This window comes from Brevibacillus sp. TJ4 (assembly GCF_044627595.2).
Taxonomy (GTDB): Bacteria; Bacillota; Bacilli; order Brevibacillales; family Brevibacillaceae; genus Brevibacillus.
Genome location: NZ_CP185865.1, coordinates 2,000,476 through 2,021,595, shown reverse-complemented (window position 1 = coordinate 2,021,595; position 21,120 = coordinate 2,000,476). Strand labels below are relative to the sequence as shown.

23 protein-coding genes and 3 tRNA genes are annotated in these 21,120 nt (G+C 48.1%); 1 reads left to right on the top strand and 25 read right to left on the bottom strand.

The window, feature by feature from the left end; genetic code table 11:
- Positions 1-27: 27 nt before the first annotated feature.
- From ACAF76_RS09865 to ACAF76_RS09795, 15 genes are all read right to left on the bottom strand, one after another.
- Positions 28-846 (bottom strand): PTS system mannose/fructose/sorbose family transporter subunit IID, encoded by an 819-nt coding sequence (locus ACAF76_RS09865; protein ID WP_421617760.1) that lies wholly within the window; start codon positions 844-846, stop codon positions 28-30.
- Complete coding sequence (locus ACAF76_RS09860; protein WP_421617759.1) at positions 846-1,592, bottom strand: PTS mannose/fructose/sorbose/N-acetylgalactosamine transporter subunit IIC; 747 nt, start codon at positions 1,590-1,592, stop codon at positions 846-848. Before ACAF76_RS09860 ends, ACAF76_RS09865 begins: the two co-directional genes overlap by 1 nt.
- 12 nt (positions 1,593-1,604) lie before the next feature.
- Positions 1,605-2,078, bottom strand: a complete 474-nt coding sequence (locus tag ACAF76_RS09855; protein WP_421617758.1) for a PTS system mannose/fructose/N-acetylgalactosamine-transporter subunit IIB — start codon at positions 2,076-2,078, stop codon at positions 1,605-1,607.
- Between the two features lie 28 nt (positions 2,079-2,106).
- Complete coding sequence (locus ACAF76_RS09850) at positions 2,107-2,505, bottom strand: PTS sugar transporter subunit IIA (RefSeq protein ID WP_421617757.1); 399 nt, start codon at positions 2,503-2,505, stop codon at positions 2,107-2,109.
- Positions 2,506-2,583: 78 nt separating this feature from the next.
- On the bottom strand, positions 2,584-5,394 hold the full coding sequence (locus ACAF76_RS09845) for a sigma 54-interacting transcriptional regulator (RefSeq protein ID WP_421617756.1): 2,811 nt from the start codon (positions 5,392-5,394) through the stop codon (positions 2,584-2,586).
- 497 nt (positions 5,395-5,891) lie between these two features.
- Positions 5,892-5,965 (bottom strand) — tRNA-Gly (locus ACAF76_RS09840).
- A gap of 302 nt (positions 5,966-6,267) precedes the next feature.
- Positions 6,268-6,819, bottom strand: a complete 552-nt coding sequence (locus ACAF76_RS09835) for a hypothetical protein (protein WP_421617755.1) — start codon at positions 6,817-6,819, stop codon at positions 6,268-6,270.
- A gap of 85 nt (positions 6,820-6,904) precedes the next feature.
- Complete coding sequence (locus ACAF76_RS09830; protein WP_421617754.1) at positions 6,905-8,056, bottom strand: Ger(x)C family spore germination protein; 1,152 nt, start codon at positions 8,054-8,056, stop codon at positions 6,905-6,907.
- 10 nt (positions 8,057-8,066) lie between these two features.
- Positions 8,067-9,488: a spore germination protein gene (locus ACAF76_RS09825; RefSeq protein ID WP_421617753.1), complete on the bottom strand. Its 1,422-nt coding sequence runs from the start codon at positions 9,486-9,488 to the stop codon at positions 8,067-8,069.
- Positions 9,485-10,561 (bottom strand): GerAB/ArcD/ProY family transporter, encoded by a 1,077-nt coding sequence (locus ACAF76_RS09820; protein WP_421617752.1) that lies wholly within the window; start codon positions 10,559-10,561, stop codon positions 9,485-9,487. Before ACAF76_RS09820 ends, ACAF76_RS09825 begins: the two co-directional genes overlap by 4 nt.
- A gap of 210 nt (positions 10,562-10,771) precedes the next feature.
- On the bottom strand, positions 10,772-11,143 hold the full coding sequence (locus ACAF76_RS09815) for an iron chaperone (RefSeq protein ID WP_421617751.1): 372 nt from the start codon (positions 11,141-11,143) through the stop codon (positions 10,772-10,774).
- Between the two features lie 243 nt (positions 11,144-11,386).
- A complete protein-coding gene (locus ACAF76_RS09810) occupies positions 11,387-11,992 on the bottom strand; it encodes an ABC-2 transporter permease (protein ID WP_421617750.1) in 606 nt (201 codons plus the stop codon).
- Complete coding sequence (locus ACAF76_RS09805) at positions 11,985-12,851, bottom strand: ABC transporter ATP-binding protein (protein WP_421617749.1); 867 nt, start codon at positions 12,849-12,851, stop codon at positions 11,985-11,987. Before ACAF76_RS09805 ends, ACAF76_RS09810 begins: the two co-directional genes overlap by 8 nt.
- Positions 12,852-12,855: 4 nt before the next feature.
- The gene (locus ACAF76_RS09800; protein WP_421617748.1) at positions 12,856-13,227 is read right to left on the bottom strand and encodes a GntR family transcriptional regulator; all 372 of its coding nucleotides are present in this window, start codon (positions 13,225-13,227) and stop codon (positions 12,856-12,858) included.
- Between the two features lie 647 nt (positions 13,228-13,874).
- The gene (locus tag ACAF76_RS09795) at positions 13,875-14,750 is read right to left on the bottom strand and encodes an AraC family transcriptional regulator N-terminal domain-containing protein (protein WP_421617747.1); all 876 of its coding nucleotides are present in this window, start codon (positions 14,748-14,750) and stop codon (positions 13,875-13,877) included.
- A 227-nt stretch (positions 14,751-14,977) separates the two neighbouring features.
- Here ACAF76_RS09795 and ACAF76_RS09790 point away from each other — a divergent pair, with 227 nt between their 5' ends.
- Positions 14,978-15,733: an SDR family NAD(P)-dependent oxidoreductase gene (locus ACAF76_RS09790; RefSeq protein ID WP_421617746.1), complete on the top strand. Its 756-nt coding sequence runs from the start codon at positions 14,978-14,980 to the stop codon at positions 15,731-15,733.
- 301 nt (positions 15,734-16,034) lie between these two features.
- Here ACAF76_RS09790 and ACAF76_RS09785 read toward each other — a convergent pair.
- The 10 genes from ACAF76_RS09785 to ACAF76_RS09740 form a co-directional block, all read right to left on the bottom strand.
- Positions 16,035-16,116 (bottom strand) — tRNA-Leu (locus ACAF76_RS09785).
- Between the two features lie 55 nt (positions 16,117-16,171).
- Positions 16,172-16,246, bottom strand: a tRNA-Thr gene (locus ACAF76_RS09780).
- A 121-nt stretch (positions 16,247-16,367) separates the two neighbouring features.
- Complete coding sequence (locus tag ACAF76_RS09775) at positions 16,368-16,676, bottom strand: hypothetical protein (protein WP_421617905.1); 309 nt, start codon at positions 16,674-16,676, stop codon at positions 16,368-16,370.
- A 63-nt stretch (positions 16,677-16,739) separates the two neighbouring features.
- Positions 16,740-17,306: a thioredoxin family protein gene (locus ACAF76_RS09770; RefSeq protein WP_421617745.1), complete on the bottom strand. Its 567-nt coding sequence runs from the start codon at positions 17,304-17,306 to the stop codon at positions 16,740-16,742.
- Positions 17,307-17,358: 52 nt separating this feature from the next.
- Complete coding sequence (locus ACAF76_RS09765; protein WP_421617744.1) at positions 17,359-17,529, bottom strand: YycC family protein; 171 nt, start codon at positions 17,527-17,529, stop codon at positions 17,359-17,361.
- 140 nt (positions 17,530-17,669) lie between these two features.
- The gene (locus ACAF76_RS09760; protein WP_421617743.1) at positions 17,670-17,876 is read right to left on the bottom strand and encodes a hypothetical protein; all 207 of its coding nucleotides are present in this window, start codon (positions 17,874-17,876) and stop codon (positions 17,670-17,672) included.
- Between the two features lie 127 nt (positions 17,877-18,003).
- Positions 18,004-18,528 (bottom strand): TlpA family protein disulfide reductase, encoded by a 525-nt coding sequence (locus ACAF76_RS09755; protein WP_421617742.1) that lies wholly within the window; start codon positions 18,526-18,528, stop codon positions 18,004-18,006.
- Between the two features lie 21 nt (positions 18,529-18,549).
- A complete protein-coding gene (locus ACAF76_RS09750; RefSeq protein WP_421617741.1) occupies positions 18,550-19,260 on the bottom strand; it encodes a cytochrome c biogenesis CcdA family protein in 711 nt (236 codons plus the stop codon).
- Between the two features lie 135 nt (positions 19,261-19,395).
- Positions 19,396-19,758, bottom strand: coding sequence for a YunG family protein (locus ACAF76_RS09745; protein WP_421617740.1), 363 nt, complete (start codon positions 19,756-19,758; stop codon positions 19,396-19,398).
- A gap of 115 nt (positions 19,759-19,873) precedes the next feature.
- Positions 19,874-21,106 (bottom strand): efflux RND transporter periplasmic adaptor subunit, encoded by a 1,233-nt coding sequence (locus ACAF76_RS09740; RefSeq protein WP_421617738.1) that lies wholly within the window; start codon positions 21,104-21,106, stop codon positions 19,874-19,876.
- Positions 21,107-21,120: the final 14 nt, after the last annotated feature.

Sequence of the window (21,120 nt, the reverse complement as noted above, 5' to 3'; positions counted from 1 at the left end):
TTTCAACTCTCCCTTGTGAAGCTTTTTTTACAAGAAACCAATCACTTTGCCGATGACGCCAAACAAGATGAGTCCGACCAAAAGATAGATCACCTTCACCTGCTTCTTGTTCAGCAGGTAAAATACGAGCAGCGTTAAGAGAAGCGGCAGCAAGGATGGCAGGATTTGATCCAGTACGCCCTGCAGTTCGATCTTGTTGTCACTGAATTCGAAAACAAGCGGAGTGGTGAATTCTACCATGGTCGCCGTCATTGCACCTACTGCCATCAACCCGACGATGGAGGCTCCCTTGGTAATTTTCTGGGTAAGTCCACTTTCCGACGCTCTGCTCAGGATCTTGATCCCGGCCTTGTAACCCTGCATGATGCCGCCAATACGCACAAAATAGTGCGGGATGTTAAACAGCATGATGTAGAACAACAGCCCAACAGCGCTTCCCTCGGCGGTCAAGGAGGCTCCGATTGCCGCTGCGATCACCCGGAAGGTTCCCCAGAAAAACGTGTCCCCGATGCCGGCTAGAGGTCCCATCAATCCTGCTTTCACGGCGTTGATGGAGTCCGGATTGAATTGCTTGTCCTTCGCGTTTTGCTCCTCCATCGCCGACGTGACTCCCATGATGAAACTTCCCATCCATGGAGCCGTATTGAAAAACTCCAGATGCCTTTTCAGTCCGGCGCTCAATTCTTCTTTTGTCCGGTACAGCTTTTTCAAAATGGGGATCATGGAATAGGCGAATCCCAAAGCCTGCATCCGCTCAAAATTCCAGGAGCCCTGCAGCGTCAGCGAGCGAAAGAATACTCGCCACAGATCCTTTTTGCTGATCGATTTCTCTTGGTCGTGGCTCATCATACTGTCACCCTTTCTTCGTCAGTGCGATCGTATTGGGACAGGACCAATGCAATGACCAGACCGATCAATGCGACGCCGAGAATATCCAGCTTGAGGTAAGCCGCCAACAAGAAGCCCAGCATAAAGAAGGGAATGAGCTTTTTGCTGATCATCATCTGCAGCAGCAAGGCAAATCCAATCGCCGGAAGCAGCAGCGCCCCTGCAAGCAATCCATCCAGCAGCCATTGCGGTATCGAGGCAATAAACACATCCATAAATGCAGAGCCAAGCATCAGCATCGTAAATGTGGGCAAAAAACCATTCAGGAAGAACACGAGAAACCCGATTCGGTGCATCCTCTCGACTCCGGCGATGTTTCCTTCGGCAGCGTATTTGTCTGCCTTGTGAATCAAAGGTGTGTTGACGATCCTCGCCAGGTCTCCTACCCTGTCCGCGAGCAGAGCAACGGGAACCGCCAACGTAAGAGCTACGGCAGCTCCCTGATTGGACATGATCGCAAAGGCAGTTCCCAATGCAGAGGCGGTTACCACATCCCCGGTACTGGAGGCGCCGACTTGAACCGCACCGATAAAGATCAGCTCCAAAGTCCCTCCGACAATCAGACCGGTCTGAAAGTCTCCCAATACCAGGCCTACCAACGGCCCGATGATGATGGGGCGACCAAACATGTTGTCGCCCAAGATACGGGAGTCGAGAATACCAAAGGCGGCGATGATGCCAACGAGAATTGCTTCAAGCCACATATGCTTGCCCCCTTATCCGATAAGTTCCATGATCGGTTTCTTTTTTTCCGTAGGAACCTGCCTTACTTCCACTTCAATGTCCATGGACACCATCGTCTCAAACGTCTGGACATCAGCCTCGTTTACCGCTACAGCCGGGGAAATCATCTTCTTCCCTTCCGACATGCGCATCCCGCCGACATTTACCGCTTTGATTCCTTTCACTCCCTGGCACAGTGCCAACGCATCCTGCGCCTTGTCTACCAAGACAAACGTCTTGTACTTGTCCGCCTCTTCGCTGTTCAGGAAAGATACAGCATCGGCAACGGAGCTCAAAAGCAATTTGACTCCCGGCGGCTTTGCCAGATTGAGCATCATTTTTTTCAATTCGTCCTGTGCTACCGCATCATTTGCGACAAGGATGCAGTTCACTCCCAAATGCTTAGTCCATGCAAAAGCCACTTGGCCATGGATCAAACGGTCGTCGATTCTAAGCAAGGTAATCATGTGGAGGCCCCCTTTTTCATCTGTTCTTTTACAAGCCTGTAAGCGGATTCAAATATTTCATTCCTTCTCTTCCCCGTTGTATCGACTCGGAAATGACGGCTTCCAAATCCTCATTTTCATCCGACACCAGAATTTCCAGAGCCAATGGGAGATTTACACCCGTGATCACATGAAGCTTGTGCGTACGGATGTAGGGAAAAAAGCTGTTGGTCACACTGCCGCCGAATACATCTGTCAGCACAACGATCTCGCACTCTTCTCCCTTTTCTTGCAGCAGTTCTTCTATCTTACTCGTGACGGTTTCCTCATTGTCGCCTGGCACCACGGATATACACGCCACATTTGCAACCTGCCCCACGATCATCTCTACTGAATCTACAATCCCTTTGGAGAGCATGCCGTGGGACGCGATAATATAGTGCCGCATAGATTCACCTTCCTTTCTTTTTTTAAAATTGAAATGCAAAAGCTATGCCAAGCAGTGTAACACCGCCTGGCATAGCTACTAAACAGTGAGATCTTCTGTTTTCATAGTGATAATGTCGTAGATAAAACCGATCTCCGCAACCGGTATCGTGACACTGTACATGTTCTCGATGACACTAAAACTTCGTCTTACTACTTGAATAAACGTATTGTGACACTTCTCGAACGTGGCGAGATCTTCATAGGTGTGAATCGGTTCGTTTTTGACCAAGCGTTCCACCAGACAGCAGATATGCACGTACAAGCTGATTTTGACGCTGTTGCTAAATACCATCCCCAATTCAAGCTGCATCTGGTCGGTCACCACCTCGATATAGTTCATCAGCTTGTCCGGATTGAGGATCGTGACATGATTGATCACACTTTGCAGCGAAAACAGCTTCACGATATTTCGGTTGATGCGGATGATCTCCTCTTCCCCGATGACTCCGCGGAAAATATCCGAGAAAATATCGTTGCTTTGTTCCAGCATGATATCTTCCAATGCCACAAACGGGATGTGTTCGATCTTGGGATTGGCCGTCCCGATCACCGCAACCACTTGATATGCTTTGAAAATGGGGTCGCTGTTCCCGTTATTTTTAAGCTGCAGGAAGTCATACGGGATGACTTTCAGCTCCGCGCTGTAGTCATCGAAACTTTGATCCAGCAAGTTCTTGATTTTCTGGGCCGTTCCGATTCCTGTCACGCAAGTCGTAAGAATCGCTTTTTTCTTGGGGGCATGGTTCTTGATGATCTTGTACTTGGGCTGGCAGTCTACCGTGACCATTTCTACAATCTGTTCAACCTCCAGCCCTTGCAGGATTTTGGCTCCGGTGTCCAATGCAAGGTACGTAGTGATATTGTTGATGATCCCAATGGTTCCCTCTACGATCCCATCGAGATTAATGTGAATATCTTCCAAAGCTCCCATATCGACCAGAATGATAATTCCCTTGCTCGTGTTGAGATCTTTGATGTAATCGATCAGCTGCTTGGTAATCTCTTCGAGGGTCATCTGATACGGCATGTCGATTGCCTCAAACACATACTGTCCTAACAGTCGGTTAGCCACATTCGCGATGCTGCTCGCTGTGGAATACCCATGCGAGATAATGATGGCGCGAATTCGGTTGATGTCTGAGTGCTTGTTTGTCCCTTTGATATAAAGCGTCGTGATCATAATGTCCTCATCCGACAGTTCGATGCCAAGATTGGATCGGATCAACTCCATGAATTTCACGGCCAATTCATGCTCTTTTGGATACAGCTTGCGCACCAATTGCAGCAAATCAGATAGTTTCTTGGCAAACTCCCTGCCCCCCGTATAGCCGTTTCTCGACCTGTAGTAGAGGAAATTGGCTAGTACATTCGCAGTATTGGAGTAAAAAGAGAGTCCGAAATTGTTCTTGATGACCTCCATAATGCTGTCTGTCACTTTCTTTATATAGGAAAACCGGACCGAGTACCGGGTAAAGTCTGCATTGATCTCCGCTATCATCGTATCAAAGGATCGATCGATAACCTTGTTTACGTCGGCAATCAGCTCATCCAGATCCAAGATGTCTTTTCGATAGTTGTCGTAGATGCCGATCACGTCCAATACCAGCTCTTCCAGCACTTTGCTTCGATTCAGTCCCACATCCCCTTGTTTCCGTAAATTCCTGCTGATTTTCACATCATCGAAATGGATTTCCTTGTTCAAAAGGTTCTCGGTCAGTCTTTCGCTTTTTTGAATGAACTCATCGGGCAAGTGGCTGACGCGGATCGGCAGCTCCTGAACGCCTTCCTTATACAGATTTTTGTAATAGGCATTAGCGCAGGTGTACTTGATGATATTGCGCAGCTCCCCGATATTCCCTTCGAACTTCGTATGGATCAGCATGTTCATCACTTGCTTGCCAACCACCAGATCCAGATCGATGGTACGTGACTCTTCCGTGAAAAAGTGAGAGATCAACTCTATCTTTTCATGGATCGAACGCTCCTCCAGGCAAGGAATCGTCACCACGATCGGAATTCTTCGCAAAAACGTCTGGATCAAGACATCCTGCGGATTTTCCGTTGTAGCGAAAACGAATCGAACATTCGATTTGCGCCATCTCTGAGTCTCTCCCAATCGCCTGAACATGCCTTTGTCCATGAACAAAAAAAGCTTCTCCTGTCCTTCGGGAGAAAGGCGGTGAATCTCATCCAAAAACAAGTACCCACCATCCGCTTCTTCAATGAAACCTGTTTTGTTTTCATCCGCACCCGTGAAAGCCCCCTTCACATAGCCAAACAGATTTCCGGTAAGCAATTCGGGATTGTTCGCGAACTCAGCGCAGTTCACAATCACAAAAGGGGCATGTTTATCAATTACCTTCTCCATAACGGCATACTCGTACATGTGTTGCGCCAACAAGCTCTTGCCCACTCCCGTCGCTCCGTGAATCAGAACAGGCAACCCCGCCGGAGGGTAATTAACTGCCACCTTGCACTGCTCGATCTGATGGCTAATCGTGTTCATATAGCCGATCATTTTGGAAAAAGGGTCCGCTTCGGACGAAGAAATGTTCTGTTTGCAAGCAAAAAGGTCTGCCATGCTTGCGAATTCGCTTTTGTACAGGGAAATAGCCCATTTTTGCTCCAATGTTTCTTTGCAAAAGAAATAGACTGGTCTTGTATTGACTTTGACTACTTTTCCGTCGCGAACCAAAGAATTTAACGTATGGCTCACCAAGTTCCGTTTTTTACCCAATGCGTCAGCGAGATAGCTGCTTGTAAAGATTTCATAGTTCCCGTCGCCCGAAGAAAGCTGGTGATGATGAGTCGCCTGTCTCAATTGTTCGTAAATCACATCCTTGTTCATAAAAACCTCCACTCTGTCGCTCTTCGTTGCTAGAATTTGATTACTATTTAGAATATATGATTCACTCTGACTTCTCAAAGGTTTTGATGGTTGTTGGAATGGGGAAGGTAATTTTCCCCTTCATTTTTGGTAATCAATAGGCAACCGTGTATTGCACCACCCCGACACCCGTATTGAGGAAAATATGTGAGTCGATATGGCTTTAAGCAGTTTCGTCGCATTATTTGCTCAAACGGCTGCAACTTTACGAATCGAGGAAGGTGTTTTTTTGCAAAAGCTATTCAGAAGTGACTAGGCTAGTATCAGACGACAGCAGACCTTCATGCGTACATTACGAAAAAGGTTGCATAAGATATTACCCAAAGCTGGACATGTTTGATCCGCGTAAACTAAACGCGAAATATTTTCGTCCCCAAACGCCGATTATGCTCCCCTTCCCCAACCTCCAACAAAATAAAAAAACCTTGATTTCTCAAGGCTTCTCGACTTGTTTCCTATGGAGCGGGTGATGGGAATCGAACCCACGCCGCCAGCTTGGGAAGCTGGAGTTCTACCATTGAACTACACCCGCATATCGGGTACAATCCCACTCGCACGAATCCGTTTCAGTGCTTCCTACGTGCCCTTACCAGCTTCATTATATTTCAGCTCCCCAGAATTGTCCAGTGTCCATACGCTTTGCAAAATCTTTGTCCGTTCTGCTTCGACTATGACTTCGCCACATGCCTGCAGTGGAGTTTGTACAGGTTTCATGCAAAAAGCATCCATGACAGATGCGACAGCAAAACGAGAGCATCTGTCATGGATCAAGCACGACCCAGCAACGATTGCAAGCCGACTTTTCACGTTGCTGGCTCATCAGGCGATGTCTTGTCAACTACCTAACGAAATACCTCCAGTGTAGTAGAAAAGATAGGAAGCTGCCAATGGAGATCCTGTAGTTTCAAAGCCGCACACGATAGCAACTCTCGTACCTCCTGCAATTGGTACTGCGATTCCCGTTAGCGACCCTGATAAAATGGTATTCGCAGGATAGGCTGTACCCCCAACGTATGGCGTATCGACAAAGGTTTGTGTTTCCGGAAGCAGGGTGAATGTGTTACTTCCTGGCGGGGCAGTTGCTAAAGCCACATAAGGAAAAATCTGTTGTCCCGACGGAGGAGTAAAGGCAAGATTTGTCGCGCTCATATAAATGCCATTAATCGTCGCGTCAAACGGCATTACAAAGGAAAATGCTTCACCCGAGGGAAAACTAAAAGTAGTTCCACCTGTAATGGTAATAGCGGGACTGAAATTTCCAAAGCCCGACAGATGTGGGGAGGACTGCACTGCTTCCGGGCTGTGCTGCGCAAACAACGTCCGGCATATTGAAAACATGGGCACACAGTCTGCCAGCCGCCTGTAGACCTTGAACGTAAGGTTCATCGAAGCGTGATCTGCATGATATGCACCTGTCAATCCCGGCGAGGCAATCCCATCGCCGGGAACCAGACAAGCGCGTTTGAACTCTTTAATCCATCCGGTTTTTTAATTTGCCAGAATGGAAAAGTTTTCCCTTGATACGAATTTCACCCAACTGCATCGTTTCTTTTACAGGCTTGCCCTTGATATATGTTTTCCAGGTCTGGTGGTCATAGCGATATACGGTATCATTCAGATTGTAAATATCAGCCGAGATTTGCAGGCCCCGCTCAAACGTGCTCCTTATCTGCTCCTCCATTTTTTTCGTAATTTCCGAGAGGATGAATTCTTCACTCAGGTCCGCCTCCATCTCATCGATAAACATATTGACCTTCAGGTCGAGATTGTATGTTACTTTTCCCTTCTTTACAAAATGGTGGACTTTGTAGTCGTCTACCTCAAGTACCATCGTCACAAGTGGCCGTTTATCCTTGTAAACTGTCATGGGAACCCTGTTCATACCTCTCTCCATATACCGTTTGCCAATTCCTTGCTCAACATTTAACTTTCCGAGAAACGAATCGCCGTAAAAATAATACTCTCCCTGGACCTTCAATTGGGGCGACATCTTCCCTCCCTCCATCCATGTCGATTTATCGTATGTAAGGATAGGAAGTGCGGCTGTTCTTCCTGGCTCCAGGTAATTGGCCAAGAACCGGAACAAGTAGACTGGCTTAATATCGGAAAATTGCCTGTACGTGTCCATCGGGCTCATGAGAATCGATTCATATGGTGATAAGCCAAAAAAAGGACTGAGATTGAACAGTTCTTCGATTGAATTGTCCGTAGCATACGACCAGATGTTATAGCGAATTTCACGGTAACGCGTAATAAGATCTATCAGTTCGTGAAAATCAATCTGTTGAAGCGCTTCTTTCGTGAACACAACAGCCGCAACATGCCCCCAGAATACCGGTATTTGTTCGGAACGATACAACTGAAATGCGGCTTCGGTCAGCGTCTTTCCTTTTCCTTTCCCGACAACAATCGGTTTTTTTTCCAGGGTCTGTCCCTCCGACCTCCCTATATTGCTGAAGTTCAGCACTTGAACGTACATCGTATATTCTCCATCCTTGTAATCGATACCCAGAGACGTTGCGTACATGGTGAACGTAATCTCTTTGTAGTCCCAGCATCCCGGCAAGAACAGCAAAAGGACAAAAGCCATTTGCAACTTGGCAAGCTTCATCCATGTTTTCATTCGTAGCCCCCTACTTTGGCTTCAAATACCTCGGCTTGTGGCCGCCCCATTTTCGCGGAAGCAGAAAAATTGCCTGAAGCAAATCCTTCACATTCACGGGGGAAAGCGGTGCGAGATAAGGAACCCCGTACGAGGTAAGTGTCGAAAGATAAACCACGACGAACAAAAAACTGAACATAAAACCGAACATCCCCAGTAAGGAAGACAGCAGAACAGCACCAAACCGCAGGACACTGACCGTACCGGACAACGTCTGACTGATGAGTGTAGAACTGGCGACGATCGCGATGGCTACGATGACAACCATTGTCGGCGAGGTTAATCCCGCTCGGATCGCCGCATCCCCGATAATGAGCCCGCCCACAACGGTGATTGACTGACCCAGAGGAGAAGGCAAGCGAAACCCTGCTTCTCTGAAGATTTCAATCAAGCCGAGCATGATCAGAACTTCCATCGGAATCGAAAAAGGAATACCCAAACGCGCCAGTCCAATCGTCGCTAACATAGGAAACGGAATCTGGTCCTGATGAAATCCAGTTAGGGCCACGTAAAAGCTAGGCAAAAACATGCCGATTCCCAAACTTAACATTCTAAGAATCCTGCCGAACGAAGATGAAATGTAATTAAAATGAGTATCTTCGGCCGTTTTCAGCATCAACGCAAGTGTTGCGGGAGCAATAATAGCACCGGGTACCCCGTCGATTAGTATGGCAAATCGGCCTTTGATCAGACAGGAAGCAATGTAATCTGGTCTTCCGGTGTAAATGCTGAGCGGGAAAATGGAAAAAGGGTTATCGGAGATGATTTCCTCCAACTGATTCGCGCTGAGCAATTCCTCTATCTCATTTTGAACGGCAGCAAGTTTGGTCTGAATTCTGACCAGTGTAACCGGAGTGATGGTGTCGGCGTCGTATAGCAGACCGACCTTTGTCTTCGTTCTCGTCCCAATGGTATACGCCTCATAAGCTAATGACGCTGTTGGCAATCGTTTACGGATCAGGCCGATATTCGTCTCGATGCTTTCCACAAGACCGTCCCGCGGTCCTCGAATGGACACCTCGATCCCGCTTTCCTCTGTCTGGCGTTCGAGCTTTTGGGCGGCAGACAGATAATAGCAGGAATCCACATGCTCCATCCAGAGCACCACATGCCCGGAAAAAACCTGCTCATCGATGTCTCTCAAGGTGGTTTCCATCATCCGGTTTACCTTGAAAGGAGTCGTATTCTTCTGGTTGTGTTCGACATTCTCTCGAAGCAGAACATCAATCTGCGTAATATCTGAAAAAACGTACCCGTTCAATAACTTTTCTTCACACAATGTCCGGCAATAAATAAAAGTGACTCCTTCTTCATCCGTAAACTTGCGGTAATCAAACACGACATCATGGCAGTTTGCAAAGTAGTCCTTGATCGCGTCCAGCGTCAGATTCATGTATTCGCCTCCTTTGCGGGTTTGGCGTACAGAGCCAGGGCAAACAAAAGGATGGTCAAGCCCAGCAACACGACAAACAAGATCGGATAATAGTAATGTTTCAAGATACGGAAGAGATCAACGTCACCTAACGGATACAGTATGACTATCCAGCAAAGTGCGGTGATCACGGTCAGAATCAAGCCTTTTCGCTTCCACGGGATCAACTCCCGTATCAGGTATAACGTAAAGGATATCCGGATAAAAGCGCCGCTCAGCCATTGAAAGATGGAAAGGAAGTCCATATGCTCAATATAGCCGCCGATCCTGACCAGTCTCCACTGTTCGAAAGCAGGGTTGCGCTGCAAAGATGACTCAAACGGACCAAACGCAGCGATTGCACCCATGGTAGGGCCCAAAGCCAGTCCGGCAAGCAAAAGTCCCAAAATGATGAAATACCGTTTCCTCACATTGTTCGCGACATGATGCTGAACAAGAACAAAAAAGAGTAACTCCAGCAGCCCTGCCCCGATATAAACGATCCCTGCCCAGGCCGGGGCCAGCCCATGTTCGAAAACAGGGAAAAGCAGACTGTAGTCCTTGTTCGGATAATTCGCGATCATCACGAATTCACCGAACAGGACGACAATCGGCAGAAGGATACCGGACGTAATGATGACTGATTTTAGCCCTTTTAGTGCGGAATACAGGGCTAAAGCCAAAAACAAACTGATCAGGACAGACGGTGGAGTCTCCGGCAAATAGGAGGAAGTGGTCCACACCATCATGTCTTTTGCGACTGTGATTACGATTGAAATGAGCACCAACACCAAGAATACGGACACGGGAATCACGACCCATCTCCCATAGTGCTTCGACAACCATTCCATCATCGGAATTTGCTTCGTCTTGTTGACAATATAGCCAATCATCAAAAAAACCGGAAGAAATAGCGCGCTTGCCAGCAGGACGGAAATCCAGGAATCCCGGGCAGAGACCTCAATGAGCTGTGGCATGAGAAGAACGTGATTCATCATGCCGACCGACATCAAAAAGGTGAACGATATTTGTAGAAAGGTAAACTGCTTGATCATCGCAGGAGGCCTCCTCCGGTGAACCATTTGCTGTTATTTTTCCAGAAATTCACTTGATTATGCGTAAAAAGGAGGATTTCTACAATAGATCCTGCAGGGAGGAGCTTGTCCTGGATGCAAAAAATCCCGCCTTGGCAGCGGGACAAAAGAACAGCCCCAAGGTGCGGGGCTTACGTGATTGAATATCGATATGCGTATGCATTATGGCCATTACTTCCGCCAAAAAGTCATGCAGTCTTTTTTCTCCGCAATATTGTACGCAATCATTTTCTCAAGCAATGAATAGTCCACCGGACGATTCCACGGGAAACGTACGATATTTTTGGTATGTTCGTAGCCAGCCTGCACAATCTGCTCAGAAAAATGCTGAATTCCCGCTTCTTCCGGGGAAACAGCCAAGTGCTGCCTGGATACGCTAAATCCGATAATGAATGTTCCGTGATCGGTAAACATCGGCTGATTCCAGGCGATCTTTGGCACCAAATCAGGAAATGTCTTCGCCACCCAGGCAAAAACATCTTCCACGCGAGTTCGGTGCCCCGGGTTATCGATACTTGCTACGTATTCTGCAAAATCCTCCACGCGAATCCCTCCTGCCGTCAATTGTGCATTGTCTTTCCATTTACAACAGAAAGAAATCGCACAACGGCTCATTCACGAAACAATATCGAGCACCTCGCAAAGATAGCGATAGCACCATTTTGCATCGCAGGATCACCGGCTGCTGACCGGCATTGTTCTCGGATCGTGTTCGCACATGTAACGCAGACGACACCAAAAAGTCGGTATTCATGTGCGCTCGAAAATCGGCGGTGCTTCCTGTTCTCAGAACGCTTTGCGCTGGTAGATGACGGTGGTAACACACCAGGATACCGCATAGACTGCCAGTACCACAACCGCAGCTCCTGTATATAAAGTCGGAACAGAAAATCGATCCATAAACTCCGAAATGGCCGTAACATATTCGCTCAAGTAACCGAACATCCGTTGAAGAATGATCGCAACGAGAATAAAGCTCATCAGTATCACCGTTGAAATGTAGCCCGGTTTCAGGATTTGGAACAGCGGGAACGTCAACGAGGCAAATACCAGGAACAATCCGACCGCTATCGCCACATCCGCCCAGGTAAACATTTTCCCGAATACAAATAAAGCCAGACAGGTTACGCCGATCGCAACCACCATATACAAAATAGCCCCCAAATATCGAGAAGCGATAATTTCCGTTCGTGTATACGGCAAAGAGTTCAGCAAGATATTGGTCGCCGCCTTTTCGTCGTAAGCATAAGCGTTGAACGGAATGAAAATACTTGCCACCAGAAAAGTCAAAATAGCCGGACTGTCCATCAGAATAAAGAACAGGATATACGGTATAAAGATCATCAACTGTTTCTTCTGCAGGATGATGTCCCGTCTCATCAGATTAAGCATGCCGCGTATCCCCCTTTAAATGGTACATGATATCTTCCAATGAAGCTCGCTCGATCACCACATGATTGCCGAACAGATTCTTCACGTTTGACCGATTGTCCGTTAACGCTTCAAAACCGGCTGATGATCGGCGAATATGCAGGAATGCTTGCTCGGTGTCCCGATCCAAAAGATCCGTTGTTCCTTTTACGAGCGCATAGTTCTCAGCTACCTCGTGAATGGATTGATTAAATACGAGTTTCCCATTCCTGATAAATGCGATATAATCCGCGATCCGATCCAAATCGGTCGTAATATGCGTTGAGAAGAAAATCGTGCGGCTGCCGTCCAGCATTAATTCCTGCAATAGATCCAGCAGCTCCCGTCTGAAGATGGGGTCCAGACCTGCTGTCGGCTCATCCATGATAATCAACTCCGCGTGATGAGACAGGGCGATCGCCAGCGACGCCTTCATCTGCATCCCCTTTGAAAATGTTTTGATCGCTTTATTCAGCGGCAAATCAAATTGTTCCACATATTGATAAAACAATGCATCGTCCCAACGCTTGTACGCTGGTCCCACAATGCGCTTGATGTCTTTCAGGTTCAAGCCTTCAAAAAATACATTGCCGTCGTATACAAACCCGATGCGCTCCTTGATCTCCTTCTCATGCGTCTTGTAGTCCAGCCCGAAAACCTTGACCTCACCGGCATCCGGCCTTAGTAGATTCATCATTATTTTGATCGTTGTTGATTTGCCTGCTCCATTGCCCCCAATGAATCCCGTAACAAAGCCTTGCTTTACTTGCAAATCGATATGTTTCACAGAAAAATCTTTGAATGTTTTTTCGACATTTTTGAATTCAACCACGTTTTCCATTCTCTCACTCCTCATACAAAATCTTCATCAACTGCTGCAGATCATCAAGCGTCAGTCCAATCTCTCTGCTATTGGTGATGACCGCGCTCAACTGCTCCTCGATGACCTTCAGCTTCTTCTCTCTAATGACCTCCAAATTTTGCTCTGCGACAAAAGAACCTTTCCCGACAATCGAATAAATAAAGCCCGCTTTCTCCAATTCCTCATAGGCTCGTTTCGTCGTTATGACACTGATCTGCAAGTCTTTCGCGAGCTGACGGATGGAAGGCAGTGCCGTCCCCTCCAGCAAGTCACCCGCCAAAATAGAAGCTTTGATCTGATTCGTGATTTGTTCATAGATCGGCTCCTTGGAACTGTTGGAAATAATGATCTGCATGCCCATCCCTCTTTTTTATTTTTTCGAGAACAGAATGGATTTACTCTCCCATACTGCCTGAATCAAGATCGGTACAAGTTTGGGTTTTTTTGAATATCGAAGAGCGATCCGCATGGATTGTATATTGTATATATACTATATACACATTATATACACACTTCAAGTGTTGTGCAATAAAAACGTATCTTTTCGCCTCAAAAAGAAAAGCCCGATCCGTTTTGGATCAGGCAGTTCATTGGTTGACCAGATACAGGTAAAGAAAAAATGTGCAACAGTCGTTGAACCAGCTTTCGTCCATAGAGCATCGACTTGATCGATTGGAGAATCAAGGTGTCGTGACTTGCGTGATTGGCACGATCACAGGCTCCACGAACAAAGAACTGATTACCCTGATTGGCCGCGAACACATTATCTTGCACATAACTAAAAAAGGAACCCTCGTCCATGAGCGAGGGTTCTTACGCATCTCTCCAGCGATTGCTGATCAGCTTGAGCATTTTTAAAAATCCGAACACCGGGCAGATCGAAAGGCGAGGTCCCTATCTTCAAGTACAATCGAACGAACGGCGGCCAGGTAATCTTTCATGGCAAATCGCATGGAATTGTTATTCGCTTCGTCTGATTTCCCGACCTGGATGGAAGCGCCGCTAATCCCTCGCGCTTTCGATTCGTCTTCGTTTCTCAGTATCCCGAGCCGGCGATGTACCGAAGAAGCGGGAGTACTCTCGATTAAACTGTGAAGGACTCTGATAACCAACCTGATATGCGGCACTGGCTACTGTATAGCCCTCAAATGCAATGAGGTTTCTAGCCTCCAGAAGCCGTAATTGCTTTTGAAATTGAATCGGGCTTAAACCCGTCGCCTGTTTAAAATGACGGTGAAAGGTATTGATCGCCATTCCGGATTTTGATGCCATCTCACCGATGTCTATTGGCTTCGTATAATTATCGCGAAGCCATGTAACAGTCTGAGAAATCTTGGAGAAATTGCTTTCTCGCAAGCCAAGCTGCCTCAAATACCATCCTTGTGGTCCCATCAGAACGCGATAAAGGATTTCTCGTTCATAAGCAGGCGCAAGAGCCGGAATATCTCTTGGTGTCCTCGATAATCGCAATAAGCGCAGCCATGCCTCCATCAATTCAATGTCTATTTCACAAGCCGCGAAATGTTCTGAAGCAGTCGGTATTAGATCTTCAGGCAGATCTCTTAATAAGCTCTGAAGAACATTCTGATTCAACTCAAGACCGAGAGCCATGTAAGGACGGCCATCACGGCCTTGATGTACACTCCCCGTTGCCGGAACATGCACCGGTAACACATGATATGAAGGACCTGCCAAGGCAGTCCTGCGCTCCCCAATTGAAAGGATTTTTGTTCCTTGAACTGTAAAACCAATCATCGGCTTGTAGAGCGCTGCGAGTTGATGTGCGGGAATGTCTCCCTTAATCATGCTCAGTCCCGGTACTCCGGTTTCCATTGGTCGAGTGCCTGCTCTTTTCATCAGATCGATAATTTCATCCAAAACTTTATTCATACCCCTATTCTATCACGTTGACTTTCTGTTCCTCAACACACCCCCGAAATTCACGGCATTTTTAGGCTATTTGACGGGAGAACCATAAGACAATATGGGTGCTTCAAATAAAACGAAGGTGTTTTTAGGCAATAAAAAGGCAGGATTGAATCTCGATCGCTTCAGCAGAAACGACTACAATGAAAGCCAGATCGAACACAAAAAAGGAGGATCTTATGAAAATTGCAATCGTAACCGGCGGAAGCAACGGCATTGGAAAAGCGACCGCACTTGAGCTTGGCAAGCGCGGAATTGGTGTGATTCTCACATACAATTCCCACAAAGACAGGGCGGAAGCTGTCGTTGAGGAAATTGAGACGAATGAAGGAGTTCGGGCTGTAGCACTAAAGCTGGATCTGTCTCAAATATCGACATTCGAACATTTCGTTCTGGAAGTTAAACAGAGTCTCCAAGAAATTTGGAACAGGACGATTTTTGATTACTTGGTCAATAACGGCGGTGTTGGTGGGCCAATGTTGTTTGCTGATATGAGCGAAGAGTACTTCGACAAGATTCTTCATACAAACTTCAAAGGACCTGTTTTTTTAACCCAGCACCTCGTCCGATTCATGGATGATGCCGGAGCCATCGTAAATACCACGAGCACAGCCAAGAACCAGTCATTTCCGGGGTACTCCGCTTACGGCTCGTTAAAAGCAGCATTCTCATCCTGGACTCGATACATCGCCAAAGAACTTGCACCGCGCAAAATTCGGGTCAACGCCGTTTCTCCCGGTCCTACGCACAGCAATTTTGGCGATGGAGCATTCGATAAACATCCTGAACTCATCCAGCCTCTGGCAGAACAATCAGCATTCGGCAGAATCGGTCAACCCGAAGATCTTGCGAAGGTCATTGTAAACCTATTGTCTGATGATTTCGGCTGGGTTACAGCCGAGGACATTGAAGTGTCTGGCGGACATTTGCTCTAAAAATGTGGACGACACCAATCGGAATCTGAAAGCAATCACTATTTCATATAAAAAAAGACGTGAGGGCTTTGTAAGCTCTCGCGTCTTTCATTAAATTCATCAGTGTTTATGTTAACCTCGATCCTGCTGTGCAGTTTCCTATAAAGTCAGATTTCCAATCGGTTGGAAATCCGATCAGACACAAAACGGAACGGCATTGTTGCTTTCACAAGGGTAATCGATGTGGCCACAACACCGTTTGCTTGCAATAAAAAACTCTTAAGATGGGAACATCCTCATCCTAAGAGCTTCATTTCTTAGATGGTGCCGGTGAAGGGACTTGAACCCCCACGGTTTCCCTCACGATTTTGAGTCGCGCGCGTCTGCCATTCCGCCACACCGGCATGGAAAAGTGTACAATATACTGTCGCCTTTTCCATCTTGGATTTCAAGAGAAAATGGTGCTAGCGAAGGGATTCGAACCCCCGACCTGCTGATTACGAATCAGCTGCACTACCCCTGTGCTACGCTAGCACGGTCATCCTCGCGATCTGCACACTGCTTGTCGTCCAAGAGAAGAAAGTAGCCCCATTCACATTCGTGAACATGACTGGCAATAATCAATCTACCATGAACGACTAATAGAGTCAATAGTTTATTGCTGTATTTTTTGCAGAATTTCATCCGCCCAGCGATGAAAGACGTCCAACGCTTCTTCCACGTTCGCAAAAACTTGTTCGGCCTCACATTCGTAGTCGGGAAAATCAATAATCCGGTTTTTACGGATGCGTACGCCTTCCTGCTCACAGCGAATCTCCAGAAAGTACGGCACCGGTTCGTCCAGTCCGTAGCTGTTCTCGAGGAATTCGTACGTTCGCACCCATTCCAGAATACGTACTTCCGACGGCTTTAACCGCAGTACCTGTTCCAGCGACATGATCGTTTCGTTTCCGTAATAATGCATTCCACTCAGCCTTTCCATGCCAACAGGCGGGTCTGTCACACCCGCCTGTTCCATCTGTGACAATTAAAACGACGAGAGCAGCTCCCGCACTTCCTTCACGATCACAGCCTGGTAGCCGGGACCTTCGCCATACTGCTGCAGCATTTGCTCGCGCGCTACCTTGATGTTTGCCTCGTAGTCGGGAGCGTTGCGGTCCGGGTTTTGCTGCTTGAACGCAACCATGATCTCCTGGACATGCTTTGGACGAGGACCCCACGTACCCAGTACATGACCGCCTGTATCGGCGAAAATAACGACAGGAATTGCCCGACCACCCATTGTCAGAAACTCGTCCATCAGGTCGAGGTGTTCCTCCATAATGAAAATCTCAGTCGGCATTTCCGTCTCTTTCAATAGCTGCAAGATAACGGGGACATTGCGTACGACGTCACCGCACCACTCAGCCGCCAAAATCAGGCAGCGCAGGTCGTCGCGAAAACGAAGCGAAGCGAAAAATTCGCGATCCTCTTCGCTCGGCCAGGAAAATGCCTGCGACCAGTCTTGAAATGCCTCCTGGTTTTTGTTCATTCCCGTCACGAACGCTTCCGGTTTTACGCCTTTTCCAAACTTGTGGGCAACATTGACTGCCATCTGCTTCTCCTCCTTTTATGTATCCAGTATCCATACACGTATCCGCGTCTTGCTAGTCTTGTTTCTTGTCAGGGCTGCTGTTCTCCTGCTCCTCTTGTTTGGACAGCTCCATCATTTTTTGCAGCAAAATATGCTGCGGCATATGCATCAGCCTCTCCAACGGAACATTGAGCGCCTCCGCCAGCTTGACTGCTGTCTCCGCAGAAATTTGCAACGGACGCACAGGACCACTTCCTTTCGCTGCCATCAGTTTCTTAAGTATAATACAGTCTTTTTCCTCTTTCCAGAGCAAACCGGGCAACGGCTGCACTCCACAGTAGAGAAAAAAAGAATCCCTTGGCTGGAAGGGATGATTGCTTTCTTCTATGAACGTGTCTGGGCTTGACGCTTGGTCAGGATGCAGGGAACGCCAAAACCGATCGCGCCGGGCTCGGCCATTTTCTCCAGGTACGCCAGTCCGCGGGCGCATTGCTGTTGGCACGCCATGCAGGTCTGCGACGTGACGATTTTCATCTGCGTCTGGTTGGGATGCTGCCGCGCGTGCTTCTTTTTTATTTTTGATTTGGCCATATGCTCCCCTCCCTTCCCTGGATTCACTCCAGTCTATGAAGGGGAACAACCTTGTTCTTTAGTCAAACATACAAAAAAGGACTCCAGCCCCGAATTTGGGCGGGGAAGCAGTCCAGCGCCATTACAGCTAGTTTAGCAGCTCGCGAATCTCATTTTCCAGCGTTGCTGCATCGAGCGTACCGATGATCTTTTTACGGATGACACCTTCCTTGTCCACAATAAATGTCGTCGGGAAAGCCATGAGCTTGTATTGTTCTGTCACTTTGCCCGCTACATCCATCGGAATCGGAAAGGTCAGCTTGTATTCTTTGACAAACGCCATCGCGGACTCCGGGTCGTCATTGGCTGTGGCATTGATCCCGTAGATGTCCACCTGTTTGCCGTACTTCTCGTACATATGTTGCAGATCAGGCGCTTCGATCCGGCAAGGACCGCACCACGAAGCCCAGAAGTTGAGGATGAGCGGTTTTTCCCGTTTTCCCTCTACTTTGTAAGGCTGCTGATCCAGACCCGTCAAAACAAAATGCGGTGCTTGAAACCCTGCTTCCGGTTTTTGTTCGCTGGCTAGCACCGGGTATGTGCCTACCGGCTGTCCCACCACAAAATAGCCGATCCCTACTGCAACCAGCATGGCCAATAGTAGTTTTCTCATCGTATCCCCCGGCTTTCTCGGTCAGAATCCGGTAAAGCCCCCGTAGAGCTGAATCAGCACACGGGTAATGTCCGTCATTTTATCCGTATACAGCAATACGCCAAACACGATCATCAGCGCGCCGCCCACCTTCATCAGACGATCGGAATATTTGACGATCGCTTTCACCTTGCTGATGAAGAAAGCCATGATGAAAAAAGGAATGGCAAAACCCAGTGTATACGCAATCGTATACGTCAGGGCGAGTGACGGCTGCGAGACTCCCATGACGATAATGCCTGAGAGGATCGGTCCGACACAAGGCGTCCATCCGGCTGCATACGTGATTCCGACCAGTATGGACCCAGTATACCCCAAAGGCCGCGATTTTAAATCAATCTTCCAGGTACGCATCATCCAATCCATCTTGAACACCTGCAGCATGACCAGACCGATCACGACGAGCAAAATGCCTCCAAGCTGGCGAATCAGGTCCTGCTGGTCGGCAAACAGGCTGCCAATCCAGGAGGTAGAAAGCCCGAGCGCAATGAAAATGATGGAAAAACCGAGAATAAAGAACAAGGTGTGCAGCATTGCTTGTTTCTGAAAGACAGCTCTTCCCTTTTTGACCTCATCTACCGTAATTCCCGTCACATACGACAGGAACGACGGGTAGAGCGGCAGGCAGCACGGCGACACAAAAGACAGCAGCCCTGCGGCAAAAGCGAGCAAGATCGAGAGTTCACCACTCATATGTACCTCCATCGAAAACGCATACAAGCTCTTCGTTTTATCTATTGTAGCGAAGTTTTCCATTCCTCAAAAGTGTCCGCAGCACTTTGCCTTAATTCCGTGACATTTATGTTTCCATAAGATTTATTATGTAAATTAATGGTTTGCGTCACACCACTGATCGAGAATTCGCTTTTTCAAGAATGTGTACTGCTGAGCATTCGTATCGGCAAATGCTTCCTCGCGTGTCGCTGGAAGATCCATGTACGTGATCGGAGCTGCAAACTGCGATTCCGTAAAATCGAACCGTTGCCCATCGATCAGATTGTAAAAATGCCACCCTTCTTTGAGCATGGTCTTTCGAATTTCCCCGCCGAGCAGATCGTGGACGACCAAAGAAGTAACACCACATTGCCCTTTTGCCGGGTTTTCCGGCGTCCACAAGGAGCTTGACTGTATGGACCAGGACTGGAAAAACATCGTTTTCAACCGTTCCGTCTGTATCTGCAAAACTGACATTTCTCCCACCTCTCTTTTTTTCCTGCATGTTACATTATTCTGCCAAACACCATTCGTCCAACAGAAAAAAGGCGGGGAATATTCCCGCGCCTTTTTTCGTACTTGCGACGATGCCTTATTCCTGGATGCTTACCTTTGCTCCGTCCTGCAGCAAGGTCTGTCCTTTGACGACGATTCGATCGCCTTCGCTCAGGCCGGATGTGATCTCGATCTGTTTGCTGGACCCGACGCCAGTGGTGACTTCCACTTGTTTTACAACGTCGCCTTCCAGTTTGAATACGTACTGTGTGCCGCCCCGTTCAAATACTGCCTGACGGGAGACGACCAGCGAGCTGCCGCTTTCACCGCCGCCCGACGGGAAAGTAACCGTAACGACCATGTCAGATTTCAGTTCGTTGTTCGGGTTAGGAATCGAGATTTCCACCGGGTACGCCTTCAACTGGGAATCCATTACCGGGCTGACCGCCGTTACTTGTGCGTCCAGCTCTTGTCCCGTCGATTGCACATGTACTTTCACCGGTGTGCCGACTTTTACGTTGTTCACATCTGCTTCCGACAAATTCGCTTTGACAATCAACGGATTGGTTTTGACGATCACGACGACCGGAGACTGGCCAGCCATTTGTCCGACGGCTCCCATGACGCTGGAGACATAGCCGTCAATCGGTGCTGTCACAGTGGCGTTGGCCAATTGCTCACGCGCCATCTGCAGACTAACTGAAGCCTGATTGACAGAAGCCTGGGAAATGTCGATGCTTGTTTTTTGTTGCGCTGCTGCCAGCGATTGCTGGGCAGTGTTGTACGAAGTTTGCGCATTCGTAAGCTGCGTATTGGCTTGCTCAAGCTGCTGCGCGGAAATCGCTCCTTGCGCAAACAACTGCTGCATGCGCTGGTAGTTGATTTGTGCGTCTGACAAGGCTTGCTCGGCTTGCTTCAATCCGTTTTGCGCCTGCACGAGTCCTTGATCCGAGCTGCTGCCGGCTTGCTTGAGGTTGGCCTGAGCCACAGCCAACGCTGCTTCCGCCGACTTCACACTGTTCTGCAGATCCTGCTCGTCGATTTTAAACAGCACTTGTCCCTGCTTCACATAATCCCCCAGCTTGACGGGAAGAGATGTGATCTTCCCGCCAACCTTAGGCGCTACCTGCACCTCTTCGCTAGGTGCCAGCTTTGCTGTGAGACCGGCATCCAACGATACGACACCGCTGGTTACTGTCTCTACCTGTACCGGAGTGACTGATTCCGTCTGTTCTGTTGGGGTGGGGGCTGCTTCCGGAGCGGAGCAGCCAGCTGCCACCAGTGTGATCGCCAACAACGCCAGTATGGCAGGTTTTTGCCTTCTACTCATAATGTCCCTCCTTA